The sequence below is a fragment of the Saccharomonospora iraqiensis subsp. iraqiensis genome, from assembly GCF_000430445.1.
GTDB lineage: Bacteria > Actinomycetota > Actinomycetes > Mycobacteriales > Pseudonocardiaceae > Saccharomonospora > Saccharomonospora iraqiensis.
On sequence record NZ_KE387087.1, the window covers coordinates 19,708 to 23,530 of the forward strand.

Consider the following 3,823-nt stretch of genomic DNA (forward strand, 5'->3'; position numbering starts at 1 on the left):
GCTCGCCTGCGGCAGCCGCTCGGACACCGCACGCGCCACCGCGTCGGGGTCGGCACCGGCGTTGCTGAGCATGCCGCGGCCGGGATCGTGCTGCGTGGCCGCCCACAGCAGGTGCAGGGCGTCGAGCTCCCCGTGGCCCTGCTCGCCCGCGTGCCGTGCGGCCTGCGACACCATCTTGTTCGCCCGCTTGCTCAGCAGCTGCGTGATGTCGATGCGCCGCACCTGACGGCCGAAGTTGCCCTGGGAGGGGCCGTTGACGCCGAAAACGCGGGCCAGGAAGTCGTCGAACGACTCGAACCCGCCCGAACCGTGATACGCAGGCATTCTCAACCTCCCACGCGATGGCGGTCCCTCCACCACCGCAGACTTGAGTCTTTCACTATCAACTAACGTGCCGGGTCCGTCGGCAATTCCCACGGGTCGCGATCTTAAGACCTGGGTCACTCCCACCTCCCCGTGGTGCGGTGACGACGCGCGGCAGACGGCGGTGCCGACTAGGCCATTCGGATGAACCCGGGTGTGTGCGGCGGGGGCGCCGTGGTTGACTCCCGTGATCATCAAAGCGGGGAGAGGCATGACGACGATGAGGTCGATCGCCGCGGCGGCGCTGTCCGCCGTGGCCGCGGTGTCGCTGACGGTCGCCGCGCCCGGCGTGGCGGCGGCGGAGGACGACGACCTGCCCGTGCCGTGGACGATCGGGGCCGGGGTCGCCGCCCAGGCCGCCGCGCCGGACAGCCCACCGCCGGGCTCCAACGACTGGTCGTGCGAACCGGGCGAGGACCACCCGAACCCGGTGGTGCTGGTGCACGGGCTGATCGCCAACCGGACGGTGAACTGGCAGACGTTCTCCCCGCTGTTGGCGAACGAGGGCTACTGCGTGTTCGCCCTGACCTACGGCGTCACCGACCTGAACAGCGCGCTCCCGCTCTACCAGCCGGGCGGGATGACGACGATGCAGGACTCCGCCGCGGAGTTGGAGGCGTTCGTCGACCGGGTGCTGGACGCCACCGGCGCGAACAAGGTGGACCTGCTCGGGCATTCCGAGGGCACCATCATGCCCGCCTGGTACGTCACCAAGCTCGGTGGCGAGGCGGTGGTGGACAAGTACGTCAGCCTCACACCGCTGTGGGAGGGGACCAACCCGGCCGGCCTCGCGACGCTGTACCAGACGGCGGAGCGGCTCGGCCTCGACTCCGCCGTGGACGGGGTGGTGGGCACGGCGTGCGCGTCGTGCACCCAGTTCCTGATGGGCTCGGACTACTTCGCCGAGCTGAACGAGGCCGGGATGTTCTCCCCGGACGTCGAGTACACCAACATCGTCACCCGCTACGACGAGCTCATCGTGCCCTACACCAGCGGCACGGCCGAGGGGCCGAACATCACCAACCACGTGCTGCAGGAGACCTGCCCCACCGACTTCGCCGAGCACGGCGCCGTAATGGCCGACCCGGTCGCCGCCGGCCACGTGCTCAACGCCCTCGACCCCGCCAACTCGCGCCCGGTGCCGTGCACCGTGGTCACCCCGCTCGGCGCCGAACCCCCACCGGAGTGGTGAGTCCGGACGCCGTGATCCAGATCAGGGCTGTGCCAGGAGGTCGGCGTCAGGAGTCACGGTGTCACCGATTCCGCCGGGATCGTCCTGGCAAGGAAGTCACACAGGAAGTCCGGTCGAGGATGTAGATTGTCGACGTCGAGGTTTCCCGGCCGCCAGGTGATCAACTACGAGTGCGGACCCGGAAGCCGTGCAGTGAGCACCTGGTAATAGACCGTCTTCATCCGGGAGCTGTTCTCATCCAGGGAGCTTGTCGAGAATCGTCTTAGCAAATTCGTCGGCGATATCACACGCGGATTTGTCCGTCCTTGCCGAAACGCTTGTGCTGACGGCCGAGATTTGTTGATCAGGATCCTGATGACTCAGGCTGACGCTCACTCCGCAGCCGGTGTCCGAGCCCCATGACAGGCGCGTTGCCTGAATTCCAGAAAGATTCACGTCTTCCCCGGTGGACATCTTTGACATGTCCTGCCCGCGAATCACGTTCACTCCGCTCAGAAGCGATTCGGAGCTGTAGTCGCATTGGAATCCTTCACTTGGTTCCATGCTGATATCGTCGACGTCTGTTCCGAGAATGCCAGCAGCGTCCTGTGGCGTCAGTAGGCTACATGGTCCTCCTTGTGGCAATCGTTTCGAAGTAGCTTCTACTTCGCTGCCACATCCGGCAAGTACTACCACCGCGGTCACCGTTACTGAGGTGGTCAGAACTCAGTGCTTTGCGTACATTGTCAACACTTCCAGCTGCCCAATTGGTTGAAGTCGTCGAAGTACTTTTCTTCGGAGATCTGTCGCCGTGTGTAAGACAGAGGCTGCTGTTCCTCTCCATCCTGTAACAGCTTATCCGGGAAGGTTATCGAGGATCGCGGCGGCGAATGCGTCCGAAATCTCACATGCGGTCTTTTGCATGGTCGAAGGTGCGCCCGTTGCGATGGTCGAGAACCGTTGTGTCGAGTCTTCGTCGTCCAGAACGACGTGTACCCCACAGCTGGTGTCCGCGCCCACATCCAATCGCGTTCCGTGTATCTCGCCGATGTCGACCTGTTCATCGGTCGACATCTTGGACATGTCCTGCCCTCGGACAACGTTGGCGCCACTGAAGAGGGACTCGGACCGATAGTCGCATTGAAACCCGTCGCTCGGCTCCACCAGGATGTCGTCCCGGTTCGTCTCCAGTATGTCGGCCGCCTCGTGGGGAGTAAGCAGGTCGCACGGTTCCCCGGCCGGTATGCGCTTCGAGGTGTCAGCCGTGCCGCTGCTACATCCGGAAATAGTGAAAATCGCGGCGGCGATGACGAACGCCTGTGTCGATCGATTCGTGCGGCTCACCGTGCTACCCCCCCCGTCGTTCAACAGGCAAGAGCCCGCGCATCATTTGTGTTCCGAATCCGGATTTCGAGTCGGTTCGAGCGGGTTTGCGTCGGTGAGCCCGCCCGTGGGCCGATTTGAGGGCCGCAATATCGGACCGTCGAAAAGGAGTCGCTTCGAATTGAGCGCCGAGCGACTCACCCCCGCCCCGCCCAGATGCGTCGGGAGGCGGCGACGGGGTCGGTGGCCACGGACACCGGGACGTCCCAGATCCGGGTGAGCGCCTCCGCCGGGTCGTAGGCCGGCCAGCCCGGGTCGCCGGTGCGGGCGAAGGACAGCCACGCCGTGCGGATCCGCTCGGACAGGTACTCCGCACCGTCCGGCACCGATTCGCCGAACACCATCGTCGTCAGCGGGGTGTCCAGGTTGCCGAACGTCAACGGCAGGTCCAGTGCGTGGCAGGCCCCCAGCGCCCCGTCCATGGCCGGGCTCTCCCACGTCAGCTCGTACAGGTGGCTGCGGCCGCCCGCCTCGGCCTGCGCCTCGGCGCACCACAGGGCCGGCATCCGGAACACCGAGTCGGTCAGCAGCAGCGTGTGCAGGTCCGCGTCGCCGATGCCGGGGTGGGCCGCGCGGTAGTCGTCCACGGCGGAGGCGTCCAGGCCCACCGCGGCGGCGGTGCGCGCGGGGTCCTTGCGGGAGAGGTCGCGGCCGAGGGTGAACAGGGTGTACTCGTCGCGGTTGAAGCCGAACACCGTGTCGACGTCCGCCGCCACGCCGTCGCGCAGCGCCTGCCACGGCCGCCGCGGCAGGGAATCGTCGTCGAGCACGAACGCGTACGGCGTGATGCTGTCCGCGCGCGGGGCCTGTCCTTCGGCGGGCCGGTTGAGCGGGCGCCGCTGGACGCGGTGGATCTCCTCCGGCGGTACCTGCGCCAGCGAGGCGACGGTGGCCTCCGCGCCCGCC

The 3,823-nt window shown here is 66.5% G+C and carries 5 protein-coding genes; 1 reads left to right on the forward strand and 4 read right to left on the reverse strand.

The genetic code is table 11. The annotated features are described in order from the left end of the window. Positions 1–324, reverse strand: a 324-nt coding sequence (locus tag ACTIR_RS26580) for a Clp protease N-terminal domain-containing protein (protein WP_026454473.1), incomplete at its 3' end; no start/stop codon positions are given. 250 nt (positions 325–574) lie between these two features. Between ACTIR_RS26580 and ACTIR_RS0112020 the strand changes: the two genes are divergently transcribed. Beyond that, positions 575–1,555 (forward strand): esterase/lipase family protein, encoded by a 981-nt coding sequence (locus ACTIR_RS0112020; protein ID WP_026454474.1) that lies wholly within the window; start codon positions 575–577, stop codon positions 1,553–1,555. 234 nt (positions 1,556–1,789) lie between these two features. Here the strand turns inward: ACTIR_RS0112020 and ACTIR_RS25935 are convergent, their stop codons facing one another. The 3 genes from ACTIR_RS25935 to ACTIR_RS23010 form a co-directional block, all read right to left on the reverse strand. Continuing rightward, the gene (locus tag ACTIR_RS25935) at positions 1,790–2,098 is read right to left on the reverse strand and encodes a hypothetical protein (RefSeq protein ID WP_154663741.1); all 309 of its coding nucleotides are present in this window, start codon (positions 2,096–2,098) and stop codon (positions 1,790–1,792) included. A gap of 291 nt (positions 2,099–2,389) precedes the next feature. After that, positions 2,390–2,878, reverse strand: coding sequence for a hypothetical protein (locus tag ACTIR_RS0112025; RefSeq protein ID WP_026454475.1), 489 nt, complete (start codon positions 2,876–2,878; stop codon positions 2,390–2,392). Positions 2,879–3,054: 176 nt separating this feature from the next. Continuing rightward, on the reverse strand, positions 3,055–3,823 hold a 769-nt coding region (locus ACTIR_RS23010), incomplete at its 5' end, for a carboxylesterase/lipase family protein (RefSeq protein WP_154663745.1).

Bases quoted from the DNA above. Each gene is read 5' to 3' on its own strand.
- ACTIR_RS0112020 (WP_026454474.1), top strand. From the start codon at position 575: ATGACGACGATGAGGTCGATCGCCGCGGCGGCGCTGTCCGCCGTGGCC.
- ACTIR_RS25935 (WP_154663741.1), bottom strand. From the start codon at position 2,098: ATGGAACCAAGTGAAGGATTCCAATGCGACTACAGCTCCGAATCGCTT.